We start from the raw sequence: 572 nt of genomic DNA, 5'->3' as shown, positions 1-572 counted from the left end.
GTCGGCCGTGAACTATCCGCAAACCGTTGATCTGGCATGCTGATTAGGGCGGAGGTCGGCTTTGGAATTGCAGGATTTGCGGTGTTTGGGCACTGTTTTCTTGCAATTCGATTGTGCGATTCCCTTGTGCTGCGGAGCGTGATTCACTCGGTCGGCGGCGGCGAATCGAGGGGGGACGCAGTGTCCAGGCCACGCGAGAAGCGCGAGACGGGAGAGCAGGATCTTTTCCGCTCCAGGCTCGATCAGATCATCAACATGAAGCACGAGCTGGTGCGCCTGGCGCAGGCGATCGACTGGCCGGTGCTGGAGGAGCGTTTCGGTGCGGTCTATTCGGACGGTCCCGGCATGCCGCCGCTGCCGACCCGGCTGATGGCGGGGCTGGCGATCCTCAAGCACACCTTCAACCTGTCAGACGAGGTGCTGTGCGAGCGCTGGGTGGAAAACCCCTACTTCCAGTATCTGTGCGGCGAGGAGTTCTTCCGCCACGCACTGCCCTTCGACCGCTCGTCGATGACGCGCTGGCGCAGCCGCATGGGCGAGGAGCGGATCGTCGCGCTTTTGCAGGAAAGCCT

The 572-nt window shown here is 62.4% G+C and carries 1 protein-coding gene; it reads left to right on the top strand.

Annotation, left to right across the window (positions count from 1 at the left end; translation table 11 throughout):
* Nucleotides 1-180: 180 nt before the first annotated feature.
* A partial coding sequence (locus AC0L18_RS32390; protein WP_473495744.1) for a transposase occupies nucleotides 181-572 on the top strand: 392 nt, incomplete at its 3' end.

This window comes from Mesorhizobium sp. WSM4819 (genome assembly GCF_055811215.1).
The sequence above is the reverse complement of the archived record's forward strand: the minus strand, read 5'-3'. Positions and strand labels throughout refer to the sequence as shown.